The 20,737-nt window shown below is 64.0% G+C and carries 18 protein-coding genes; 8 read left to right on the top strand and 10 right to left on the bottom strand.

Features of this window, described 5'->3' with window-relative positions; translation table 11 throughout:
* From KT882_RS07425 to KT882_RS07405, 5 genes are all read left to right on the top strand, one after another.
* The gene (locus tag KT882_RS07425) at positions 1–972 is read left to right on the top strand and encodes an ABC transporter permease (RefSeq protein ID WP_228895134.1); all 972 of its coding nucleotides are present in this window, start codon (positions 1–3) and stop codon (positions 970–972) included.
* Between the two features lie 116 nt (positions 973–1,088).
* On the top strand, positions 1,089–1,811 hold the full coding sequence (locus KT882_RS07420) for a glycine-rich domain-containing protein (protein WP_228896564.1): 723 nt from the start codon (positions 1,089–1,091) through the stop codon (positions 1,809–1,811).
* A gap of 25 nt (positions 1,812–1,836) precedes the next feature.
* Positions 1,837–2,148, top strand: coding sequence for a hypothetical protein (locus KT882_RS07415; RefSeq protein WP_161072577.1), 312 nt, complete (start codon positions 1,837–1,839; stop codon positions 2,146–2,148).
* 71 nt (positions 2,149–2,219) lie between these two features.
* On the top strand, positions 2,220–2,630 hold the full coding sequence (locus KT882_RS07410) for a VOC family protein (RefSeq protein ID WP_161072578.1): 411 nt from the start codon (positions 2,220–2,222) through the stop codon (positions 2,628–2,630).
* Between the two features lie 45 nt (positions 2,631–2,675).
* A complete protein-coding gene (locus KT882_RS07405) occupies positions 2,676–2,915 on the top strand; it encodes a VOC family protein (RefSeq protein ID WP_161072579.1) in 240 nt (79 codons plus the stop codon).
* Positions 2,916–2,945: 30 nt separating this feature from the next.
* On the opposite strand, the gene KT882_RS07400 is transcribed toward KT882_RS07405, so the two are convergent.
* Together KT882_RS07400 and KT882_RS07395 are read right to left on the bottom strand one after the other, a co-directional pair.
* A complete protein-coding gene (locus tag KT882_RS07400) occupies positions 2,946–3,116 on the bottom strand; it encodes a hypothetical protein (protein ID WP_161072580.1) in 171 nt (56 codons plus the stop codon).
* 179 nt (positions 3,117–3,295) lie between these two features.
* The gene (locus tag KT882_RS07395) at positions 3,296–3,595 is read right to left on the bottom strand and encodes a hypothetical protein (RefSeq protein ID WP_228895132.1); all 300 of its coding nucleotides are present in this window, start codon (positions 3,593–3,595) and stop codon (positions 3,296–3,298) included.
* 443 nt (positions 3,596–4,038) lie between these two features.
* On the opposite strand from KT882_RS07395, the gene KT882_RS07390 reads away from it, so the two are divergent.
* The 3 genes from KT882_RS07390 to KT882_RS07380 all read left to right on the top strand — a co-directional run bounded on the left by KT882_RS07390 (position 4,039) and on the right by KT882_RS07380 (position 6,422).
* Positions 4,039–4,551, top strand: coding sequence for a DeoR/GlpR family DNA-binding transcription regulator (locus KT882_RS07390; RefSeq protein ID WP_267478643.1), 513 nt, complete (start codon positions 4,039–4,041; stop codon positions 4,549–4,551).
* Between the two features lie 53 nt (positions 4,552–4,604).
* Positions 4,605–5,420, top strand: coding sequence for an isocitrate lyase/PEP mutase family protein (locus tag KT882_RS07385; RefSeq protein WP_228895130.1), 816 nt, complete (start codon positions 4,605–4,607; stop codon positions 5,418–5,420).
* A 153-nt stretch (positions 5,421–5,573) separates the two neighbouring features.
* Positions 5,574–6,422 (top strand): hypothetical protein, encoded by an 849-nt coding sequence (locus KT882_RS07380; RefSeq protein ID WP_228895128.1) that lies wholly within the window; start codon positions 5,574–5,576, stop codon positions 6,420–6,422.
* A gap of 9 nt (positions 6,423–6,431) precedes the next feature.
* On the opposite strand, the gene KT882_RS07375 is transcribed toward KT882_RS07380, so the two are convergent.
* The 8 genes from KT882_RS07375 to xdhB form a co-directional block, all read right to left on the bottom strand.
* Positions 6,432–7,517, bottom strand: coding sequence for a S1/P1 nuclease (locus tag KT882_RS07375; RefSeq protein ID WP_228896561.1), 1,086 nt, complete (start codon positions 7,515–7,517; stop codon positions 6,432–6,434).
* Entirely contained in the window at positions 7,517–8,734 is a 1,218-nt protein-coding gene (locus tag KT882_RS07370; RefSeq protein ID WP_228895127.1) for a phospholipase D-like domain-containing protein, read from the bottom strand. The genes KT882_RS07375 and KT882_RS07370 overlap by 1 nt, the downstream gene beginning before the upstream one ends.
* Before the next feature lie 15 nt (positions 8,735–8,749).
* A complete protein-coding gene (locus KT882_RS07365; protein WP_228895124.1) occupies positions 8,750–10,447 on the bottom strand; it encodes a bifunctional metallophosphatase/5'-nucleotidase in 1,698 nt (565 codons plus the stop codon).
* A gap of 168 nt (positions 10,448–10,615) precedes the next feature.
* A complete protein-coding gene (locus tag KT882_RS07360) occupies positions 10,616–14,017 on the bottom strand; it encodes a TonB-dependent receptor (protein WP_228895122.1) in 3,402 nt (1,133 codons plus the stop codon).
* Between the two features lie 533 nt (positions 14,018–14,550).
* Positions 14,551–16,038: an adenosine deaminase family protein gene (locus tag KT882_RS07355; protein ID WP_161072587.1), complete on the bottom strand. Its 1,488-nt coding sequence runs from the start codon at positions 16,036–16,038 to the stop codon at positions 14,551–14,553.
* 17 nt (positions 16,039–16,055) lie between these two features.
* Entirely contained in the window at positions 16,056–17,360 is a 1,305-nt protein-coding gene (guaD, locus tag KT882_RS07350; protein WP_228895121.1) for a guanine deaminase, read from the bottom strand.
* Positions 17,361–17,370: 10 nt separating this feature from the next.
* Positions 17,371–18,402 carry a xanthine dehydrogenase accessory protein XdhC gene (xdhC, locus tag KT882_RS07345; RefSeq protein ID WP_161072589.1) on the bottom strand — a complete coding sequence of 344 codons (1,032 nt, stop codon included), beginning with the start codon at positions 18,400–18,402 and terminating at the stop codon, positions 17,371–17,373.
* 1 nt (position 18,403) lies between these two features.
* Entirely contained in the window at positions 18,404–20,734 is a 2,331-nt protein-coding gene (xdhB, locus tag KT882_RS07340) for a xanthine dehydrogenase molybdopterin binding subunit (RefSeq protein WP_161072590.1), read from the bottom strand.
* Between the last annotated feature and the right edge of the window lie 3 nt (positions 20,735–20,737).

The following is a 20,737-nucleotide window of genomic DNA, read 5'->3' as shown; positions in this document are numbered from 1 at the left end:
ATGACTTTTGAAGACCTGCATATCGGCAGCATCCTGGTATCGACCGTGCGCAACGCGCCGGTGCTGATTTTCGCCGCCATGGCCGGCCTGTTCGCGGAGCGCTCCGGCGTGATCGACATCGGCCTGGAAGGCAAGATCCTGGCCTCGGCCTTCGTGTCGGCGGCGGTGGCCTTCGCCACGCAGAACCCGTGGTACGGCGTGGCCGCCGGCGTGGCCGTGTCGGTGGCGCTGGCCACCTTGCAAGGCTATGTCAGCATCACGCAAAAGGGCAACCAGCTGGTGGCCGGCATCGCCATCAACATCGCCATGAGCGGGCTGACCTTCGTGGTGGCCCAGTTCTTCTTCCAGCAGGGCGGCCGCACGCCGGACCTGGGCCAGGCGCGCCTGTTCGACGTGGTGCTGCCGGGCAGCGCCGCCATCGTGGACGTGCCCTTCCTGGGCTGGCTGTACACCAAGCTGATAGGCGGCCATTCGGTGCTGGTCTACCTGGCCTTCGCGCTGGTGCCGCTGGTGCACTGGGTGCTGTACCACACCCGCTTCGGCCTGCGCCTGCGCGCCTGCGGCGAGAATCCGCATGCGGCCGATGCAGCCGGCGTGTCGGTGGAATGGACGCGCTACAAGGCCATGCTGATCGCCGGCGTGCTGTGCTCGTTCTCGGGCGCCTACCTGGCCATCGTGCAGAGCGGCTTCTTCCTGCGCGACATGTCGGCCGGCGCCGGCTACCTGGCGCTGACCGCCATGGTGTTCGGCAACTGGCGTCCGCTGTACACCTTCTTCGGCTGCCTGATGTTCGGCTTCTTCGGCGCGGTGCAGATCCAGATCGAAGGCGTGGACCTGCCGGTGGTGGGCCGCATTCCCGGCTCGCTGATCCAGATGGTGCCGTATGTCGTCACCGTGATCGTGCTGGCCGGCCTGATGGCCAAATCCGTGGCGCCCAAAGCCATCGGTGTACCGTTCGTCAAATCGCGCTAGCGCGCACGCAATGGCGGGTTACGGAGCAGCGCTCCTAACCCGCCCTACGCGCTGTCCCATTGCCAATTCGGCAATCCTGCGCAACAATGGGGCACGATCCCTGACCACACGTGCCCATGACCTTCGGCGTCTACCTCTCCTCACTGGCCTTCGCCGTGCTGTCCGCCTACCTCTGGCGGCGCCAGCGGGTGCTGCGGCGCGAGGCCTTTATCCGCAGCTATGTGCTGCCGAAAGGCCTGTTCGAAAAGCTGATGAAGAAGCATCCGCAGCTCACAATCAAGGATTGCCAGCTGGTCGCGCACGGCTTGCGGCAGTTCTTCCTGGCGCACCTGAAAAGCGGCAGGATGTATGTGTCGATGCCGTCGCAGGTGGCCGACGACCTGTGGCATGAGCTGATCCTGTACACCAAGAACTACCAGCAGTTCTGCCAGCAGGCCTTCGGCCGCTTCCTGCATCACACGCCCGCCATCGTGCTGAGCAAGGGCCAGCGCGGCAACGACGGCATCCGCCGCTGCTGGCGCTATGTGTGCATGGAGGAGAACATCAATCCGAACGCGCCGACCCGTTTGCCGCTGCTGTTCGCGCTGGACGGCAAGTTCAACATCAACGAAGGCTTCCTCTACGTGCCGGACTGCCACGGCGTGCGCCGCAGCGACGACAGCGGCGGCGTCTATTGCGGCGCAGACCTCGGCAGCGGGCACTCGCTCAGCGACGGCGGCAGCGGCTGCAGCAGCGATTCCGGTTCCTGCGGCAGCGGCGGAAGCGATGGCGGCGGTGGCGGAGATAGCGGCGGCGACAGCGGCTGCGGTGGCGGCGGCTGCGGCGGGGGTGGCGATTGACGGCGCTGCCCGTATAATGCCACCCATGGAAAAAATCAAAACCCATCTACTGGCCCGCATCTGCTGGCTCGCCTTTGGCGGCGTCATGGCCGCCACGCGCCTGCTCGACGGCGTACAGCACAACTCCACCGGCATGACGGTCACCGGCATAGGCTGGCTGCTGCTGGGCATACTGTGGTTCCTCAGCCCGCTCATCATCGGCAAGAAGAAAAGCGAAATGGCGCAGCAGCAGCGCGAGGCGGCGATAGGTTCGGACAGCCTGCGCAACAAGCTGCTGTTCGCCGCCGCCGGCTGCGTGGCCGTGGGCATGGTGCTGCGCTACGGCTTCGGTAATTAACCAGATTCAAGCTGGCGCGCCCGCCGCGTGAGCGCTTCTATACTGGCCCGATCCCACTCAAGGAGCGAGCCATGGAATTCCAACGAGGCAGACTGTTTGACCACGTGCACCTGCGCGTGGCCGATGTGGACGCGAGCAAGCGTTTCTACCGGGCGGCGTTCGGCGCGCTCGGTCTGGCGGACGAAATGGTTGAAGGCGAAGGCAACTTCTATCTCGACGATTTGTATGTCGACAAGGCCGACGGTCCCGTCTCCCATGTCCACCTGGCCTTTATCGCCAAAGACCGCGAAACCGTGCAGGCCTTCCACCGGGCCGTGCTGGCCGCCGGCGGGCGCGACAACGGCCCGCCGGGCGAGCGCGACTACCATCCCGGCTACTACGCCGCCTTCGCCTTCGACCCGGATGGCAACAACATCGAAGCCGTCTTCCACGGGCCGTTCAGGCGCTCGGCCGAATCCGTGGTCTTCACGCCCACGCAATAGCGCTTACACTGGCGTATCTTCAATGTCAGCAACCGGGGAGCGCCCATGAGTCCCAAACTTGGCAACGGCAAGATCTGCTACATCCTGCTGCCGGCAATCGACCCGGCCGTTTCCGCGGCCTTCTACGAGCGCGTGTTCGGCTGGGAGATACGGCGGCGCGACAACGGCGAACTCACTTTCAATGACGGCGTGGGCGAAGTGAGCGGCGCCTGGGTCACCGGACAGCCGCCCGCCGACCCGGCCGGCAACATCATGGGCTTGTACCAGGAGCCCACCCTGGCTTGAGGGAGCAGAAATTGACGGCGTACTTCAGGCTCAGCCGGGCTTAGGGGGCACAAATAACTCCACAGAGACAAAAAAGAGTTCACTCAAGCGCTGCGCCATCGCCGCATCAATAGGCAAAGAGCCAGCGATCACCGCAGCCAATGTTTCGCTCGCAGAAAGCCGGAGTTCTTCAAAGCCTATTTGTGCAGCCATTTCGTTCATTGCTAAGCCCGTCCCCTAGACCGCCGGCTCCATTTGTCGCATTCTGCATGCGTTAGAATTTATCGAATTATAACCATAGCGGAATCAAAATATAGCAATTCCTCTCACGCCTTGATACCAACGACCTTCGTCAGCCAATCCACGCGATTCTTACTGCATGTTCAATGGACAGTAAAAAATTACTTTTCCGGATTGTTCCCGCATATCTGCTTGCAAATATTTTCGTGTTCAATTTCGAATCTATCAAGTTCGTTACTTTCCTCCTGCTCTATCTCCTTTATTTTTCCGGGATCTTTTTCCAATCTTTTCTTACTATTGATGCTCTTCATTTTATCTTCATGACGAGAAATGGCTAAAGGAGCAGAGTCTGATGCCATGCATCGACGGGTACATTCAGCCCGCGTAGTGCTTTTCATTTGTGCTTGGGCAGCATGTTCTGCTGAAATAAGTAGGAAAAGTATAAGTACTGTTTTTTTCATTTTGTTTCTCGATTGCAGTTGATTTATTTAAAATTTGCCAGGCGCAAAGTTCAATGTATACATCTTGCGTTAGAGCTTGTGCCGATGTAAGAATAGCCGAACTTTCCAATCATACTAATATCTCAACAAGACACAGGTAATGAGTCCTGCCACCTAGGTTTTAGTCTACACACAGCTTATGCAGTTTGACAGAGCGAAGCCCCAGCCCGCACGACCAATCAATAAATTTCCCCCAAGAGAATTTTAGGGAATAGTATTCTTGCATAAATTGACAAAAATATTGCTTCCATTCTGAAAAAATTTTTATAATTGTAACAATGTGTGATTTTCTAATGTGCGCGATGTAGTATTGCGAGACAGAGAGGTATAAATAATCACTGAAATATAACAAGCGCACACTTAGGCGGGTGCCGTTTCGATGTAGTACGTGAGGCATTCGTGCAATGCTGACACGCCAACGCAAAGAGCTGCTGCTCAAAATCCTGCGCGAGGACGGCCAGATCGTGGCCAAAACGCTGAGTGAAAAGCTGGGCCTGTCCGAGGACACCATACGCCGCGACCTGCGCGAACTGGCCAAGGAAGGCCTGCTCGAGCGCGTGCACGGCGGCGCCCTGCCCGCCTCGCCGGCCATGGGCAACTTCGCCCAGCGCCAGCAGATTTCCGCCGACTGCAAGCCCGCCATCGGCCGCGCCGCCGCCGCCATGGTGCGGCCCGGCCAGGTGGTGTTTATCGACGGTGGCACCACGGCGGTCCAGGTGGCGCGCCACCTGCCGCACGACCTGCGCGCCGTGGTGGTAACGCACAGCCCCAGTATCGCCGTGGAGCTGGCCGAACATCCCACGGTGGAAGTGATCATGCTGGGCGGCCGCCTGTTCAAGCATTCCATCGTCGGCGTGGACGAAGCGCTGCTGGCGTCTTACCGCAACATGGAAATCGCTATCACATTAGCAACTTAAATCATTAACAATGTAAAATAGGCCATTCTCCCACCATCCACATGGAGCCAGACATGAGCCACGCCGCGACCGCCTTCCGCCAACTGCACCAGGGGCCGCAGCTGCTGCGCCTGGCCAACGCCTGGGACGCGGGCAGCGCCCGACTGATCGAAAGCCTGGGCGCGTCCGCCGTGGCCACCACCAGCGCCGGCCTGGCCTGGTCGCTGGGCTATGCCGACGGGCACAATATGCCAGCCAGCGCCGCCATCGCCGCCACCCAGAACATCGTGCGCGGGCTGCGCGTGCCGCTTACCGTGGACATGGAAAACGGCTATTCGGACAACCCGGCCGCCGTCGCCGCCTACATCATGCTGCTGACGGACAGCGGCGTGGCGGGCATCAATATCGAAGACGGCGGCGATGCGCCCGACCTGCTGGCGCGCAAGGTGGAGGCCATCAAAAAAGCGGCCGTCACAGACGGCGTGGACATCTTCGTCAACGTGCGCACCGACGTCTACCTGCGCGGCCTGGCGCCGGAAGGCAAGCGCGTGCAGGAAGTGCTGGCGCGCGCGCAAACCTACCGTTCGGCCGGCGCGGACGGCCTGTTCGTGCCCGGCATCTGCCTGCCGGACGAGATCCGCCAGGTGGCCGCCGGCGCGGGCCTGCCGCTGAACGTGATGGACTGGCCGAGCGTGCCGGCGGCGGACGAACTGGCGGCGCTGGGCGTGCGGCGTTTCAGTGCCGGTTCCGGCATTGCGCAGGCGCTGTGGGGCGCGGCGCGCGAAATGGCGCAAAGCTTCCTCGACAGCGGCAACAGCGGCCCGCTGGCGCAGAAGGCCATGAGCTATGCAGACATCCAGAATCGGTTCCTGGGCCGGCCGACGAAGTAGCCTAAGTGAGAGAGGAAGAACTGCCGCGTTAGCAACGCGCGCGCGTGCAGTGCTTGCTGGCAGCCAGCCGCGCTGGCACACTGGTGCATGGCCAGTTCCTCCCCTCCCCGCAGACGTTTTCTCCAAGGTACGCTGAGCAGCTGCCTGCTGCCCATGCTCGCCGACGCCCATGCGGGCAAGGCGGTGCAGGTGGTGACGTATCCGCGCCACGTGGACACGGTGAACGAGCGCTACGACTACGACTGGCTGGTGCTGCGCACCGCGCTGGAAAAGTCCGCGCACGCCTTCGGGCCGTTCGAGCTGCGGCAGCTGGACGAGGCCATGTCGCCGCAGCGGGTCAAGCAGGAGCTGGCCCTGCCGCAAGGCCGCATCAATGTGCTGGCGCGCGCCTCCACGCCGGAGATGGAGCAGGACTTGCTGCCCATCCGCATCCCTATCGATAAAGGCCTGCTCGGCTTTCGCGTGTTCTTTGTGCGCGCCGCCGACCTGCCCCGTTTCGCTGCCGTGCGCAGCGTGCAGGACTTGCGCGCCCTGAACGCGGGCCTGGGCAAGGACTGGGCCGATGTATCCATCCTGCGCGCGGCCGGCATCCCGGTGGTGGAAGGCTCGTTCGAGAGCCTGATCCCCATGCTGATGGCGGGCCGCTTCGATTTCTATTCGCGCGGCGTGGACGAAGCCCCCCTGGAACTGCGCCAGTACCAGCAGCGCTTTCCGCAACTGGCGCTGGAGCCCACGCTGATGCTGCACTATCCGCTGCCGCGCTACATCTTCCTACGGCGCGACGCCGAAGGCGAACGGCTGGCCAGGCGCATCAAGGCCGGGCTGGAGACCATGGTGCAGGACGGCACGCTGAACGCGCTATTCCGCCAGCACAAAGGCCCCGTGATCGAGCGCTGCAAGCTGGACAAGCGCCGCCTGCTGACCATACGCAATCCCCGCATCTCGCCCACCGCCCCGCTGAACCGGCCGGAACTCTGGTACCGGCCGCTGGAGGGGAAGTAGGCGCCAGGCTTATTTGACTGCCGGCTCGGGCCAGATGGCCTGCAGCAGCGACGCCAGGTGGTAGCCGCCTTTCACCAGCTGCTCCTTGGCGATGGCCGACGACGGCACCGGGTAGTTGTCCGGCACGTTCAGCTGCCATACGGTGTAGACGGTGCCGTTGCGGCTGGTCTGCTTGCCGGCCGGGCCGACGGTCACGTCGGCGTGGGCGGCCTTGGCGACCACCAGCGCGTCGTTGGCCCACTGGTAAGGCCAGCTGGCAGGGTCGCCCGTGTTGGCCGCCACGGCGGGCTTGCCGGCGATGGCGATCTGCGCAAACTGCTCCGGCGTGCGCGCGCTCACGCGGCGCATGGCGTAGTCCACCACGGTGGTGTCCCAGTAGGAGTGGAAAGGCTTGGTCTTCGGACCGGGCTTGGCCTCGCCGGCCGGTTTCGCGGCCTCGCCTTCTTTCGGCGGCGCTGCGGGTATCAGCGCGGTGCCGCTGGCGTTGATCTTGTCGTCGTCCAGCAGCATATTGTTGCCGCCCTGCGGATTGAAGATGTTCACGCCGTCGATCTGCTCCTGCTTGAGCGGCACCACGAACACGCCTTCCTTGCTGATGAAGGCCGAGCCCACGTGCAGCGGCTGGTGCACATCGCCCGCAAGGTGGGTCAGCAGCAGCAAGGCCTGGCGCTTGGTGAACTTGTGCGGGTTGACGGCCGCGCCGTCCTTGCCCTGCAATACCCAGATCGCCTGGCGCAGCGACTGCACGATGTCGTGTTCCTCGGTGCCCACGCCGTGGTCGTGGTACTCGTCCAGTTGGAAGGGCACGTCGGTGTAGTGGTATTCGCTGTGCTTGGGATTGGCGGCCGTGTAGTCGGTCATCTCCGTGGTTTGCGGGCCGCAGTAGGTGCCCTTCACGCAGTCCATCCAGCTGGCGACCTTCTCCAGGCTCTCGCCCGGCAGCAGCAGCGCGCGCACCTGCTTCTCGGCGTAGCTGCCCTTGATCAGCTGGTCGGCGATGGAACCGACGATGCGGTGGCCGTCATTGCCCCAGGCCAGCGCGTTGGTCGACACAAAGGCGGCGCCCAGCGCCAGCGCGCATGCGAGCTTCTTCATCATTCTTCTTTTCCTTTACTTGGTTTCGGATAGTTCTTGTTCACGTCCAGCGGCGCGGCGTAAGGCGAGTCCCACAGCTGCTGGTGCAGCGCGGCGACGCGCTGCGCCATCTTCTCGCTGCGCAGCACCACTTCCAGGTTGCGCGACAGGTCGAAGTAGCCGCCCGCCCAGTTGCTGGTACCCACCCAGGCCAGCTTGCCGTCTATGCTCATGGTCTTGCTGTGGATGACGCGCGCGAAGGGAATGAAGCCGTCCGAGGCCTTGGGCAAGGTCACCACGCGGATCTCCACATTGGGCAGCAGGGCCAGGCTTTTCAGGTAGGCGATGGCGGGCGCTTCGGTGTTCCAGTTGGAGACCATCAGCTTGATCTTCACGCCGCGCTGCGCGGCCGCGCGCAGCGCGTTGTCCACCACCGGATAGTAGGGACGCGTGCCTTTCGGCCCGTAGCTGAGCGGCGCGTAGTCCAGCAGCTGCACCCGCACCTCGCTTTGCGCTTCTTCCAGCAGGGCCGGCAGGCCGCGCTCGGAATCGGCCACGCCGGGCGGGTTGTAGGCGTAGGGGCTGGCCATCAGGAAGGCGTCCGGCGCGTAGTTGGCGCTGGCCGAGGCGGTGCCGATTTCGGTGGCGCGCAGGCCGCGCGCCAGGCGCGCCTGGGCGTTCCAGTCCTGGTCGAAAATAGCCTGGATCTGCTTGACCACTTTGCCGTCGGTGATGCGCAGGCCGGTTTCGTGGATGTGGGTGAAGGAGCGCCAGTCGAAGTTCTGGCTGCCCACGTAGGCAGCGGCGTGATCCACCACCAGGTACTTGGCGTGGATGATGCCGTTGCCGGTGAGCTGGTTGAAATCGAGTATGCGCAGCTCCAGGTTGGGGATGGCTTTCAAGCGTTCGATGGTGGGCGCTTCGGACAGGCCCACGCCTTTTTTGTCGAGCAGGAAGCGGATCTTCACGCCGCGCTTGCCCGCCGCCTCCAGGCGCTCGAACACTTTCTCGAAGGCGCTGCCTTCCCGCACCACGGCATAGAACTGGCCAATGGCGATGTCGTGCCTGGCGTTGTCGAACAGCTCGCTCCACACGGCGGCCGCATCGCGCAGGTCCGGATTGGCGAGCGCGGTTTCCACCGGCGTGGTCAGCACCAGCTCGTAGCCGGGGATGTTGAAGTCGGCGTGGGCGCTGCCGACGCCGGCCGCCAGCATTGCGGTGAGTAAGAGTTTGCGCATGGTGTGGCTCCTGGTTTACTTGATACGCTGGATGCGGCCCGCCTGCTGCTCGGAACCGGCTGGCTTGCCGTCGCGGTCGCGCTGGGCCAGGTAGGCGGCCAGGGCGTCGATGTCGCGGATAGGCGTTGGTGCGCGGCTGGCGCCGCGCGCGAAGGTCGGGAAGTAGTCGCCGCCTTCGGCAAGGAAGTGGTTGGTCACCACGCGGTAGCTGGCGCCATCCTCGATGCGCACGCCGTGCAGCAGCACGCTGCCCGGTACCAGGCGCTGGCCTTCCGGCTGGCTGGCGTCCCACTGGTAGGTAAAGCCGTCCGACACCTGCAGCAGGCCGCGCGTGACGCTGCGCCCTTGCAGCCACTGCTCTTCCAGCAGCGCACGGATCTGCGCGCCGGTCAGGTTCATCACGTCCAGCGTGTTACCGAAGGGCAGGACGGCGTGCAGGTGCGCCAGCGTGGCGTTGTTGCCCTGGCTGGTGAGCAGGTCCTGGCGCAAGCCGCCGCGGTTCATAAAGGCGATCTGCGCGCCGAAAGGCTTGCCGGCGGCCAGCATGGAATCCGCCACCAGGTCGCCAATGGCCGACTCGCTGCTGTCGTCGCCGGTGGCGCGCGCCACCTTGGCCACGGCCAGGCGCGCCACCGGTTTGCCCAGCACCTCGTCGCTGCGCCGGCGCACGCTGGCCATATAGGCCGCCATGGCCGGGTCGGCCGGATATTGATCCTGCTTCATCACCACGTTGCGGGCGCTGGTTTCCAGCACGGTGTTGCTGGCCGTGTCCACGCTCAGGCGGATGCGCGACATCACGTGGCCGGCCGTCTCGGCCTGCGTCACCAGGCGGCCGTCCACGCGGCACAGATAGCCTTTGTGCGAGTGGCCGCTGATGACCACCTTGATGGCGGGGTCGAGGCGCTTGACCAGGTCCACGATCTCGCCCTTCAGGTTCGGGCAGTCCGGCTGGTCCAGCGCGTCGGTGGTGCGGCCGCCCTGGTGGATCAGGGCCACGAACACGTTCACGCCCTGGGCGCGCAGCTCGGGCAGCGCGCGGTTGATGGCTTGCGCCTCGTCGCCGAACTGCAGGCCGGCGATACCGGAGGCCAGCACCACCTGGGCGGTGTCCTTCAGCACGGCGCCGATAAAGCCCACCTTCACGCCGTGCGCTTCCTGCACGCTGTAGGCCGGCAGAAAGGGTTTGTTGGTGACCATGTCCACCACGTTGGCGGCCAGGTACTGGAATTTGGCGCCGGGGTAGACCGGCTCGAACTTGCAGGCCTTGTCCGGGCGCGGCGAGACGCAGCCGCCCTTCTGCTGGCGCAGCAGCTCGGCGCGGCCGGCGTCGAATTCGTGGTTGCCCACCGAGGTCGCCTGCAGGCCCAGCAGGTTGAGCGCGCCCAGCGTGGTTTCGTCGGCCCACATCGAAGAGATGGCGGGGCTGGCGCCGATCAGGTCGCCCGCCCCCACCAGCAGCAGCTCGCGGTCTTCCGCGCGCCAGGCTTGCAGCGCGGCGGCGATGGTGTCGATGCCGCCGGCCAGCTCGCTGCGCTCGAAGCCCCAGGAATTGGTGTAGCTGAATTTGCTCGGCAGGATATTGCCGTGGAAGTCGTTCAGCGTGGCGATGTTGATGTCCACCACGGTGGCGGGACGCTGGCTGGCGCAGCCGGCCAGCAGGGCCGCCAGGGCCAGGACTAGCGCCGGGGCGGAGGATTTAAATGGATGGTTCATTGCAGGGACGAGGCCGGTAATCGGATATTGTACCGCCCGCAGCGGCCCGCAGGCAGGCGCAGCGGCTGGCGAAACGTTACGTTACAGAACAGAACGGAATAAAAAAACGGCTGGTGTCGCCACCAGCCGTTCTTGTTCAGACTACGTCAGACTAAGTCAGCAGCGAGATTAGAACTCGTACTTGACGGTAGCCTGGATCGCCCACTGGGACTCGCCTTTTTCCTGGCGGGTTACCAGCTCTTCGGTGGTGCGGACGTTGTAGATGTAACGGCCTTGGGCGTCGATACCTACGTAGTCAACAAAGCTGCGCACCTGGCCGCCGGCGGACTGGAAGGCCACTTCATTGATACGGCCCCACTTCTTGTTGATCATGTTGCCAACGTTCAGGAAGTCCAGCGAGAAGATGCCTTTGTGGCGTGGCCAGAAACCTGGCACTTCTTGCGTGACTTTCATGTCGATGCTGTTGGTCCATGGCGAGAAGTCGGTGTTGCGGCCAACCACGCCGCCCTTGTATTTCGCCAGGGCGCCGTTGGCGTCAACCACTTTCCAGAACGCCTCTTCCGTGGCAGCGCGGGCAGCCGGGGTGGCGCCGAAGAAGGCCACTTCACCCGAACCTGGTGCTTTCGGGATGTACATCAGGTCGTTGCCGGCCAGGCCGTCGCCGTTCAAGTCGTTGTTGATGGTCCAGCTGAACGGTTTGCCGGTGCGGCCTTCGTAGAACAGACCGAAGCCGGTCTTGTAGCTGCCGAAGAACGCTTTCTGCCAGCTCACGTTGGCCGAGATGCGGTCCTTGACCAGGTAGTTCGAGTTGGAAGCGACGTTCTCGTTCGGATCGAACGATGCACGGCCGCCCCAGTTCGAGCTGGAGGTCGAGGAGGTCAGCGGCGACACTTCGGTCGCGTCGGTGTAGGTGTACGCTACGCCCCAGCCCAGGCCGGCACGCATAGGCGCTTTTACCGACAGGGTCAGCAGGTTGCCGGCGCCGCCCGAGGTACGGGTGGCTTGCAGCACCTGGCCGAAGGACGCGTTGCTTTGCGCCTTGTTGCGGGTGTCCGGGCAAGCCGAGCCGCCCACTGCGCCGCCGGTGGCGGTGTAGCAGGTCGGCAGGTAGCCGGAGTTGGTCCAGAACAGCGGACGGCCGTCGCTACCGGTCTTGGTCGGTGCGCCCAGGTTCAGCTCTTTGTAGTAGATGCCGTCCTTGGTCTTGGTGCGCAGGTATTCCGCGCCGAAGACCAGGCCCATGAATGGCAGCTCATGTTCGAACGCCAGGTTGCCCTTCCACACCGATGGCTGCGCCATGTCGGAGCTGATGGTGTCGACCTTCATCGCCGGAATGGTGCTGACCACGTTGGTCGGCTGCTTGGTCGGATCGGCGCTGAAGAAGCCACCGGTGGTCGGGCAGGTGCCGGCCGCGAACGTGCAGGTGATGTTGCGGATCACCATGCCGGTGTTCTGGAACGGGTTGCCCAGCCAGACCGACAGGGCCGCGCCCTGGAACAGGCCGGCGCCGCCACGCAGCTGCGTTGGACGCTCGGAGTCGAACTTGTAGTTGAAGCCGACGCGCGGCTGGTACAGGTTCTGGCCGTCGATGGTGCGGGTGTTGTCGATGCCGAAACCGCCGGTCTGGCGGCCGCTGACCAGCGGGCCGGTGGCCAGTGCTGCGGTCGGGTTGGCGACCGGCACGTCGCCGATGCGGGAGCCGTCCACGCGCAGGCCGGCCGTGACGGTCAGCTGGCGGTTGACGGTCCAGGTGTCCTGCAGGAACAGGCCGATGTTTTTCAGCTCGAAGCGGGCGATCGCGTCATCCAGGGTTTTGCCCGGGATGGCTGCCTGCAGCGTGTACGACGAAGGACGGCCCTTGCTGAAGTTCTCCAGCACGGCGGCGGCATGCGCGGCCGAGGTGGCGGTGGAGCAGTTGATGGCGCCGAAGGAGTACGTGAACGTCGCGCTGCTGTTGATACAGGCGAAGGTGTAGTTGCCGTTGACGTTCTGCAGGAAGGCGTTGTAGATCTCGTTCTTGCTGTAGTCGGTGCCGAACTTCAGGTCGTGCTCGCCCAGCTGCCAGTTGGCGCCTGCGTAGAAGTCCTGGGTCTTGGTGTTCAGCACGTTTTTCTGACGGCTCTGCTCGGTGCCGAAGTTGGCGAAGCGGTTGCCGGTCGACAGGCCAGCCGGCGAACCGTCAGGCAGCGCGCCCGAGAACTGCAGGCCGATGGCCGGCAGGTAGGCGTTGTTCTTCGGCACGGAGTCGTACTTGCGGGTCGACGCGTTCACTTCGGTCGAGAAGGTCGGGGTCCATTCGGCGGTCCAGCGGCCGACCAGGGTGGTCAGCGACTTCTCTTGCGCGTACCAGTAGGAGCTCAGCGATACACCGGTCGCCGAGAAGCCTGGGAAGATAGGCTCGGACTGTTCGGTTTTGGTGTAGCGCAGCATGGCGCGCTGGTCATCGGTGATGTTCCAGTCCAGCTTCAGCAGCTTGTCTTCGGACTTGAACTTGGTGCCGGTCGGAACTTCCGAGGTACCGATGTCCATGCCGTATTTGTCTTTGGCGATGGCGGCGGCGCTGTCGAGCACCGACTTGGAGATGGCCACGGTGGTCAGGCCGCTGCCGACCACGCCGAAGGCCGGCGAGTTGCGGCTGCTTTCGGATTTTTCGTAGTTCGCGAACAGGAACAGTTTGTCCTGGATCAGCGGGCCGCCCAGGGTGATGCCCTTGGTAGTGTCTTTCGACGGCGGCGCGTCGAAGTAGGAATCGGTGGCGCTGTTGTAGCGGTCGCCGGCCATCTTGTTGTTGCGGAACACGTAGTAAACGCTGCCCTTGACCGTGTTGGTACCGGACTTGGTCACCGCGTTGATGTTGGCGCCGGTGTAGCCCTTCTGGGTCACATCGTAATTGGCCACGTTGACCTGCACCGACTGGATCGCCTCGACCGAGATCGGCTGCTTGCCGGTGGCGGTGCCGCTGGCTTCCAGGCCGAAGGTGTCATTCACGGCCACGCCGTCAATGGTCATCGAGTTGTAGCGCGAGTTCTGGCCGGCCACGGAGATTTCGCCGCGTTCCTTGTCGGTCTGCGACAGGCGCGGGTCGACCCGGGCGTAGTCCTGCAGGCTGCGCGAGATCGAAGCCTGGGTTGCCAGTTCGGTCGCGCTGATGCTGGTGCCGGCGCCCATATTGGTGCGGTTGAAGGTTTCCGAACGGCGGCCGGTAATGGCCACGGTCTGGATCGACGCGCCCAGCACGGCGTCCACGGCGGCCGTTTCAGCCACTTCCACGAACACGTTTTCACGTTTTTCGCTGACGCCGTTCTTGGTGATGGTGATCGTGTAAGGACCGCCGGCGCGCAGGCCACGGGCTACATAACGGCCGTCCGCGTCGGTCACCACGCTGCTGACCGAACCCGATTCCGTGTGCACGATGGTCACGGCTGCGCCAGCGGCTGGCTTGCCGTCGTTGGACGAAATGCGGCCGGAAATGGCCGACGTGGTGTTCTGAGCGAACGACGGTGCCGCCGCGAGCGCGATAGACAGACTGAGCGCGATCTGCGTCAATCGTAGCCGTTTGTGCTTGATCATTGTATAACCCCAAAAAAGACTAATATTATTGAAGTGCTGACGGCCGTCCTGTAGGCCGGCCGGGCATTTCCTCTTTACTGTGCTGCAAACCGGGACCGGCGCCGCGCTGGCAAAACGCCGGGAAAAATTCTTCTGTAGCGTAACGAATGAGTCTACTTTGGCAATGTTTCAGGAGCGTGACATCGCCCACTGCAGGTATGACAAAAAACAATTGCAACATGGCACTTTTGCAATGCTGATCTCACTATGCATGAAGCAAAAATGCATGACAAATTCGTTTTTCTTCGTGGATTCAGATCCAAAACCTATAAATCAGACGATTTAAGTCGGACGGCTGAACTCGGAGTAAGGGATTAGGCGGAATTATAAAGTTGGCTGAAAATAATTCATGGACTAAATGACAAAAGGACGCAGAAAAGCGTCCCATGTGTGGCGTGATGACCACAACGTTTCAGAAAAAACATTGCAAAAATGCCACTCGGCGCGCTAGGCGCACCGCGCGTTACCGCTTGATTACAAGTGTTTTACAACCGTTAATTTCCCGCCTTGTGCAGCGAAGACGCAACATCCGCCTCGAATTTGGCGAACTTGCCGTCCAATGCCTTGAGCAGGCGCTGCTTGTCCGGAGCGGACAGGAAGCTGTAGCGGATGCTGTCATATGACAGCTTTTTGACTTCGGCGTAATTGGTCTTGTAGCGGCTGGCGAACAGCACGTACTCGTTGGCCAGATTATTACGCGATACACCCGCGTCGTCGGTGGAGATGACAAAGGGCACGCCATACTTGCGGTACAGTGTGACAGGATGGGCGTCGCCCTTGATGCCCAGGATGAAGTCATTGCTGGTCAAATTCACTTCCACCGCAATGCCGCGCTCGCGCATGGCCTGCATGGTGGCCAGCGCGTTGGACTCGTGGGCGATGTCCATGCCGTGGCCGATGCGGCTGGCGCCGGCCACGTTGATGGCGTCCGCGATGTGCGACTGCAGCCCTTCCGGCGGCACCATGCCCAGCGCCAGCTCGCCCGCGTGCAGCGACAGCTTCACGTCCGGGTATTTGGCTTTCAGGAATTTGAACATCTGCATGTGCAGCTTGTAGTCGCGCATGGAGACGTAGGTGCTCTCCTGGCCCACGATATTCACGCCCACCACTTTCGGGTTCTCCCGCGCCAGCTTGAAGGCCGACACCATGGACGAGAACACCTGCGACGGCGACAGGAAGCGCAGCACGAAAGGCTGGTAGCGCATGGTGAACTGCGCGTCGTCTATGCCGGCGGTGGAGGTGTCGACGTTTTTCTTGTAGGCGTCCAGCCAGCCGTTCCAGCCGGCGTCCTTGTCCAGCACCGGCAGCAGCGCTTCCAGGCGCGCGTTCAGGGCGGCCGCGTCCAGGCCCTGGACCAGCACGGCCTTGTCGAAATCGGCATTGGCGGTGAACGGCGCCAGCTCGAACACGGTCTCGATATAACTCAGGTTTTCATTGATGGCGCGCTGCTTGAGCGTGCGCAGGCCGTCTGCGGTGTTGGTCGAGGCGACGGCGTTGAAGTAGCCGAAGGTGTCGAAGAAGGTGCGGTCGGGCGGGGTTTGCTGGCCGCTGTGGTTGTAGAAGTCCTTGGTGCCCCAGCGCTGCAGCAGTTCGGCCAGCATGGTGTTGTCCAGCATGACGGCTTCGCCCGTGATGCAGGTGCGCGTGGCCGGCGAAGCGGCGCGCTCCAGCGCCAGCTTGCCGGCGTCGGTTTCGATCTGATAGCTGTTCTTGTGGACGCAATAGCCTTGCTTGTCCACCCACTGCAGGAACTGCTCGGCGTAGATGGCGCCGGAATAGTGGTGATGCAAGTCGCCGCCCTTGGGCATCATTGTAAAAAATAAAGTCAGCTCGGCCGATTTCGGCTGGGCGCCCGAAACCAGGGACGCGAAGTGGCGGCTGGTAGCCTGCTCGTTGGCGCCGGGCGCCGCCTTCTGCGCATGCGCATTGCAAGCGGCCGCCACGGCCAGCGCCATCATCAGTTTCGGGAAAGTATGCTTCATCGAGAGCCCTTGGTTGGTTATGCGCGGCGGTGAACCTCCCGGCCGGCGGAATAGGTGGCGGCCACGGTGCGGTCGTCGCCCAGCAGGGCCAGCGCGAACAGCAGCTCTTCCAGGCTTTCGGTGTGGCCCGTGCGGCGCGCCAGCAGCGGCGTCGCTTTCGGGTCCAGCACCACGAAATCGGCCTCCGCGCCTGCCGCGAAACTGCCTATCGTGCCTTCCAGCTGCATGCTGCGCGCAGCGCCCAGCGTGGCCAGGTAGAACATGCGCAGCGCCGGCAGATAACTGCCTTTCAAGCGCGCTACTTTATAGGCTTCGTTCATGGTTTGCAACATGGAGAAGGAAGTGCCCGCCCCCACGTCCGTGGCCAGCGACAGCAGCATGCCCGCCTGGTCGGCGCGCTCGAAGTCGAACAGGCCGCTGCCCAGGAACAGGTTGGAGGTCGGGCAGACGGCGGCGGCGGCCTGGGTCTCGGCCATGCGGCGGCGGTCGCCCTCGTCCAGCCAGATGCAGTGGCCGTACATGGCGCGCGGACGCAGCATGCCGTAACTGTCGTACACGTCCAGATAGCTGCGCGCCTGCGGGAACAGCTCGCGCACCCATTTCACCTCATCCTCGTTTTCGGACACGTGGGTCTGGATGTAGGTGTCCGGATAGGCGCGCGCCAGCTCGCCGGCCACGCCCAGCTGCGCCTCGGTGGAGGTGGGCGCGAAACGCGGCGTGATCGCGTACTGCGCGCGGCCCCGGTTGTGCCAGCGCTTGATCAGGTCTTCGCTTTCGCGGCCGCCGGTTTCCGCGCAGTCCTGCAGGAAGGTGGGGCAATGGCGGTCCATCAGCACCTTGCCGGCCACCATGCGCAGATTGCGCTTCTCGCTCGCCTCGAAGAAAGCGTCCACCGATTGCGGGTGCACGGTGCAATACACCATGGCCGTGGTGGTGCCCACGCGCAGCAGCTCGTCCAGGAAAAACTCCGCCGTGGCGGCGGCGTGCGCCGGATCCTCGAACTGGCGCTCGGTGGGAAAGGTGTAGGTGTTCAGCCAGGGCAGCAGGCCGGGCGCCGGCGAGGCGATCATATCGGTCTGCGGGTAGTGCACGTGGGTGTCGATAAAGCCGGGCGTGATCACCTTGCCGCGATAGTCGTGTACCTGCGTGCCGGGCGGCAGCGTGGGGTGCAGCGCGGCGTAGTCGCCGGCAGCCAGCACCTTGCCGTCCGCGACGACCAGCAGGCCGTCCTCGTGCCAGTGATGGGCGTCGGGCGTGAAGGCCGGATCGGCGTGAAAATGCAGCAAGCCTGCTCGGTAGGCTTGCACCTGGGTCGTTTGCATAAGGAGCTTTCTAAACTTTGTATTGCGTGGAACCGGCTGCGCGCAGCAGGGTCGCGGTCTGGCTGAGTGGTTTCGGCATGCGTTCGGCGTCCTGCTGCTCCCACACGCCCAGCAGCTGAGCACACACGGAGGCGGCGATGACGGCGGGCGCCTTGTTGGTGATGCCTGCGATGCCGATCGGGCACACCATGGCATCGATGCGGGCCTGGTCTATGCCCTTGGCCTGCAGCCTGTGCTCGAACTGCATGCGTTTGGTCTTGGAGCCGATCAGGCCGAACCAGTACGCGTCCTGGCGCTGCAGGATGGTTTCGGTCAGGCGCTGGTCGAGCGCGTGGTTATGGGTCAGCACCAGGTAGCTGCTGTTGGGCGGCGCCTCGGCCACGCAGGCTTCGGGCAGCTCGCTCGCTTCCACCGTGACGTTGGCGGGGATATCGGCGGGGAACATGTCCTCGCGTTCGTCCACCCAGGTGACGGTGCACGGCAGCGCGGCCAGCGCGCGCACGATGGCGGCGCCGACGTGGCCTGCGCCGAACAGGGTCAGATGCGCGCGCGGCGCCAGGATGGGATCGACCATCCAGCGGCGGCCGGAGGCGTCCTGCATCAAATGCGCGCCACGGTCGCGCGCGAACTCGGGACCCGAGCCGGACATGGGCTGGCCGTGCATGTCGAACAGCGCGACGGCGGCGGGGCCGTCGACGGCGGTCAGGCGCCAGCAGTCTTCGCGGCGGCGCTCGCGCAGGGTGGCGAGCACGGCGCCCAGGCGCGTGTCCACGCGCTCGAACAGCAGGTAGACCACGCCGCCGCAGCACTGCCCCAGGCTGGGGCCGAGCGCAAAGCGTTCATAGCGCACCGCCTGCCCTGCCAGCATCTCGCGGGCGATGTCGATGGCGCGCATTTCCAGGTGGCCGCCACCTATGGTGTCGAACTCGCGCTCCGCCGTCACCAGCATCTTGGTGCCGGCTTCGCGCGGGCCGGAGCCTTCCACGCGCGCCACGGTGATCAGCACGGAGGGCGCCGAGGGATCTGTCAGCCAGTCGCTCATATCATTTCACTGCCGCTTCAACAGCGGCAATGGCCTTGAGGATTTCTTCGGAGGTGGCTGGCGCATTCAGCGGCGGATTGACCTTGTGGCCGCCCACCGACGAGATGGCGTCGCGAATGGCGAAGAACACCGAGAACGGCAGCAGCAGCGGCGGCTCGCCCACGGCCTTGGAGCGGTGGATGCTGTCCTCCACGTTGCGGTTCTCGAACAGGCGCACGCGGAAGTCCTCCGGGCAGTCGGAAACGCCGGGAATCTTGTAGGTGGACGGCGCATGCGTCATCAGCTTGCCGCCCTCGTTCCACCACAGCTGCTCGGTGGTGAGCCAGCCCATGCCCTGGATGAAAGCACCCTCCACCTGGCCGATGTCGATGGCCGGATTCAGCGACTGGCCCGCGTCGTACAGCGCGTCGGCGCGCAGCAGCTTCCATTCGCCGGTCAGCGTGTCCACCACCACTTCGGATACGGCGGCGCCGTAAGCGTAGTAGGAGAACGGGTGGCCGTTCATGGTCTTCGGATCCCAGTGCAGGTGCGGCGTGGCGTAGAAGCCGTCCGACCACAGCTGCACGCGCGCCAGGTAGGCCTTCTGCACCAGCTCCGGGAAGGGCACGGTGTGGCCGTTGACGTGGATCTTGTTATCGAAGAACAGCACCTCGGCCGTATCGCCGCCATACAGCTTGACCGCGTAGGCAGCCAGCCGCTCGCGGATCTGGCGCGCGGCGTCCTGCGCCGCCTTGCCGTTCAGGTCCGCGCCGGTGGAAGCCGCGGTTGCGGAAGTGTTGGCGACCTTGCTGGTGTCCGTGGCGGTGATGCGCACGTGCTCCATGTCCAGGCCCAGTTCATGCGCCACCACTTGCAGCACCTTGGTGTTGATGCCCTGCCCCATCTCCGTGCCGCCGTGGTTGACCAGCACCGAACCGTCCACGTAGACGTGCACCAGCGCGCCCGCCTGGTTCAGATGCGTGACGTTGAAGGCGATGCCGAATTTGAGCGGCGTGAGCGCCAGCCCTTTCTTCAGCAGCGGGCTGGTGGCGTTGTACGCCGCCACGGCCTCGCGGCGCGCGCGGTATTCGCTGCTCTGCTCCAGCTCCGCCGTCAGCTCGGCGATCACGTTGTCCACGATGACCTGGCCGTAAGGCGTGACGTTGCGCTCGTCCTTGCCGTAGAAATTCAGGCGACGGATATCGTAGGCATCCTGTCCCAGGTCGCGCGCGATCTCGTCGATGATGTACTCGATGGCGATGGCGCCCTGCGGGCCGCCAAAGCCACGGAAAGCCGTGTTGGACTGCGTATTGGTCTTGCCGCAGGCGGCGCGGATGTCCACGTCGCTCAGGTAGTAGGTATTGTCGAAGTGGCAGACCGCGCGCGTGGCGACGGGGCCGGACAGGTCGGCCGAGTAGCCTGCCCGCGACACCATGTCCACCTTGGCGGCGATGATCTTGCCGTCGTCGCCGTAACCCACTTCGTACTCGTAGTAGAAGCAGTGGCGCTTGCCGGTGACGAGCATGTCGTCGTCGCGGTCGGCGCGCAGCTTGACCGGGCGGCCGGACTTCTTCGCAGCGATGGCCGCCGCCGCGCACCACAGCGCGGACTGCGACTCCTTGCCGCCGAAGCCCCCGCCCATGCGGCGGCACTCCACCTGCACGTTATGCGAATGCACGCCCAGCGCATGCGCCACCACGTGCTGCATCTCGCTCGGATGCTGCGTGGAACACAGCACCTGCATGCCGTTCTGCTCTTGCGGAATGGCGTAGGCGATCTGGCCTTCCAGGTAGAACTGCTCCTGGCCGCCGACGTACAGCGTGCCTTTCACCGTGCGCGGCGCCTGCTCGAACGCGGCCTGATAATCGCCGCGCTGCAAGCGCATGGGCGGCAGCACATAGGACTGCGCTGCCTTGGCGGCTTGCGGCGTCAGGATGGCAGGCAGCTCTTCATACGTGACGCTGGCGCGGCGCGCGGCGCGGCGGGCGTTGTCGTGCGTGTCCGCCACCACGATGAAGATGGGCTGGCCCACGTATTCCACCTTGCCTGCCGACAGGATGGGATCGTCATGGATGATGGGGCCGCAGTCATTGGTGCCGGGGATGTCCTGCGCCGTGTACACGGCGACCACGCCGGGCGCGGCACGCACCGCGTCCAGGTCCATGGCGGTGATGTTGGCGTGCGGCTTGGACGACAGGCCTAGCGCCGCGTGCAGCGTGCCGCGCAGCTCGGGAATGTCGTCCGTGTAGGTGGCCTGGCCGAGCACGTGCAGCGCTGCCGATTCATGCGGCTTGCCCAGGCCGACGGCGGTCCACGCCATGGCTTTGATATCGCTTGCGCCGGGATGGTTCATGAT

The sequence above is a fragment of the Pseudoduganella aquatica genome, from assembly GCF_020865585.1.
Classification (GTDB): Bacteria; Pseudomonadota; Gammaproteobacteria; order Burkholderiales; family Burkholderiaceae_D; genus Rugamonas; species Rugamonas aquatica_A.
The sequence above is the reverse complement of the archived record's forward strand: the minus strand, read 5'-3'. Positions and strand labels throughout refer to the sequence as shown.

Excerpts from the sequence above, each read along its gene's own strand:
- KT882_RS07400 (WP_161072580.1), bottom strand. The coding sequence starts at position 3,116 with ATGAACGAAATGGCTGCACAAATAGGCTTTGAAGAACTCCGGCTTTCT.
- KT882_RS07365 (WP_228895124.1), bottom strand. The coding sequence starts at position 10,447 with ATGAACCATCCATTTAAATCCTCCGCCCCGGCGCTAGTCCTGGCCCTG.
- KT882_RS07380 (WP_228895128.1), top strand. The coding sequence starts at position 5,574 with ATGCTCGCCGACGCCCATGCGGGCAAGGCGGTGCAGGTGGTGACGTAT.
- KT882_RS07395 (WP_228895132.1), bottom strand. The coding sequence starts at position 3,595 with ATGAAAAAAACAGTACTTATACTTTTCCTACTTATTTCAGCAGAACAT.
- KT882_RS07355 (WP_161072587.1), bottom strand. The coding sequence starts at position 16,038 with ATGAAGCATACTTTCCCGAAACTGATGATGGCGCTGGCCGTGGCGGCC.
- KT882_RS07415 (WP_161072577.1), top strand. The coding sequence starts at position 1,837 with ATGGAAAAAATCAAAACCCATCTACTGGCCCGCATCTGCTGGCTCGCC.
- KT882_RS07410 (WP_161072578.1), top strand. The coding sequence starts at position 2,220 with ATGGAATTCCAACGAGGCAGACTGTTTGACCACGTGCACCTGCGCGTG.
- KT882_RS07425 (WP_228895134.1), top strand. The coding sequence starts at position 1 with ATGACTTTTGAAGACCTGCATATCGGCAGCATCCTGGTATCGACCGTG.
- KT882_RS07360 (WP_228895122.1), bottom strand. The coding sequence starts at position 14,017 with ATGATCAAGCACAAACGGCTACGATTGACGCAGATCGCGCTCAGTCTG.
- xdhB (WP_161072590.1), bottom strand. The coding sequence starts at position 20,734 with ATGAACCATCCCGGCGCAAGCGATATCAAAGCCATGGCGTGGACCGCC.
- KT882_RS07405 (WP_161072579.1), top strand. The coding sequence starts at position 2,676 with ATGAGTCCCAAACTTGGCAACGGCAAGATCTGCTACATCCTGCTGCCG.
- KT882_RS07420 (WP_228896564.1), top strand. The coding sequence starts at position 1,089 with ATGACCTTCGGCGTCTACCTCTCCTCACTGGCCTTCGCCGTGCTGTCC.
- KT882_RS07370 (WP_228895127.1), bottom strand. The coding sequence starts at position 8,734 with ATGCGCAAACTCTTACTCACCGCAATGCTGGCGGCCGGCGTCGGCAGC.
- KT882_RS07375 (WP_228896561.1), bottom strand. The coding sequence starts at position 7,517 with ATGAAGAAGCTCGCATGCGCGCTGGCGCTGGGCGCCGCCTTTGTGTCG.
- KT882_RS07385 (WP_228895130.1), top strand. The coding sequence starts at position 4,605 with ATGAGCCACGCCGCGACCGCCTTCCGCCAACTGCACCAGGGGCCGCAG.
- guaD (WP_228895121.1), bottom strand. The coding sequence starts at position 17,360 with ATGCAAACGACCCAGGTGCAAGCCTACCGAGCAGGCTTGCTGCATTTT.
- xdhC (WP_161072589.1), bottom strand. The coding sequence starts at position 18,402 with ATGAGCGACTGGCTGACAGATCCCTCGGCGCCCTCCGTGCTGATCACC.
- KT882_RS07390 (WP_267478643.1), top strand. The coding sequence starts at position 4,039 with ATGCTGACACGCCAACGCAAAGAGCTGCTGCTCAAAATCCTGCGCGAG.